Genomic DNA, 1,304 nt, shown 5'->3' with positions numbered 1-1,304 from the left:
CCCAGGGCCTCGGCAAAGTCGTAAGTAAGACCAGCTGACCTGCGGTTTCAAGGTGGGATGGCGCACGATCAGGGACGTGGATTGGGGCGGGCACGACCGTCTCGGTGATGATTCAAGTTCCTACACAATCGTCACAACCAGGAACGAGTCGTGCCCGCAGCTCCATCTTCGCCCATGTCTGTTCCGGTGTCGGACACCGGGATCCTCGAGGTGCTCGATCTGGTCCCCGATCCGCGAGCGCGTCGCGGGGTTCGGCACCGGTTGACGGTGATCCTGGCGGTCGCGTTGGCCGCGGTGTGCGCCGGCGCGAGATCGTTCACCGCGGTCGCCGAATGGGTGCACGACGTCCCGAACGATGTCCGGAGCCGACTCGGCATCGAGGGCCGGCCACCGTCGGAATCGACGATCCGCCGCACCCTCGGACGCCTCGACGCAGGCGTGTTCGACCAGGTCATCGGGATATGGGCCTGGATGCGGACCCGGGTCGTCGACGGGCGCCGGGTGATCGCGGTCGACGGAAAGACACTGCGCGGGGCGAAGGATGCAGCCGGGCATCTGACGCACCTGTTGGCGGCCATGGACCACAACAGTGGGGTGGTCCTCGGGCAGGTCGAGGTCGGTGCGAAAACGAACGAGATCGGCTGATCGTCGACCTCCTGGCCGGGCTTGACCTCACCGATGTGGTCGTGACCGCAGATGCGTTGCACTGTCAGCGGGTCACCGCCGAGTACATCGCCTCACGGGGCGGGCACTACGTGTTCACCGTCAAGAACAACCAGAGATCCCTGCGGAACTTGCTGAAGTCGTTGCCCTGGAACGATATTCCGGTCTCATCAACGATCAGGGGTCGTGGTCACGGACGACGGGAGTGCCGCACGATCAAGGCCACCGAGGTCGATGCCGGTCTCGGTTTCCCGCACGCCACGCAGGTTCTGCAGGTCCGCCGGACCGTCACCAGAAACGGCCGCAGGAGTGTCGAGGTCGTCTATCTGATCACTTCGATGCCGATGACCTGCGCGGCTCCAGCCCAGGTCGCGGCATGGATTCGTGGGCATTGGGGCATCGAGAACCGGCTGCACTGGGTTCGTGATGTCACGTTCGACGAGGACCGCTGCGCCATCCGCACCGGCAGTGGGCCGCAGGTCATGGCCACCATTCGAAACACGGTCGTCGGTATCCTCCGACTCGCCGGCCACGCCAGCATCGCTACCGCCCTACGGCATCACAGTCGTGATCCACACCGGCCGATCGAGCTACTTCACACCATCTGACATGCAATTACACGACTTTGCCGGGGCCCTGAC

General features: G+C 64.6%; 2 protein-coding genes. Both read left to right on the top strand.

Annotation, left to right across the window (positions count from 1 at the left end; all coding sequences use genetic code 11):
* The first annotated feature begins 174 nt into the window (after positions 1-174).
* On the top strand, positions 175-645 hold the full coding sequence (locus tag HF886_RS20935) for a transposase family protein (RefSeq protein WP_206039060.1): 471 nt from the start codon (positions 175-177) through the stop codon (positions 643-645).
* Positions 646-686: 41 nt separating this feature from the next.
* Complete coding sequence (locus HF886_RS20930) at positions 687-1,271, top strand: ISAs1 family transposase (protein ID WP_346765433.1); 585 nt, start codon at positions 687-689, stop codon at positions 1,269-1,271.
* Positions 1,272-1,304: the final 33 nt, after the last annotated feature.

The sequence above is a fragment of the Rhodococcus sp. 105337 genome, assembly GCF_012844225.1.
Lineage (GTDB): Bacteria > Actinomycetota > Actinomycetes > Mycobacteriales > Mycobacteriaceae > Rhodococcus.
The sequence above is the reverse complement of the archived record's forward strand: the minus strand, read 5'-3'. Positions and strand labels throughout refer to the sequence as shown.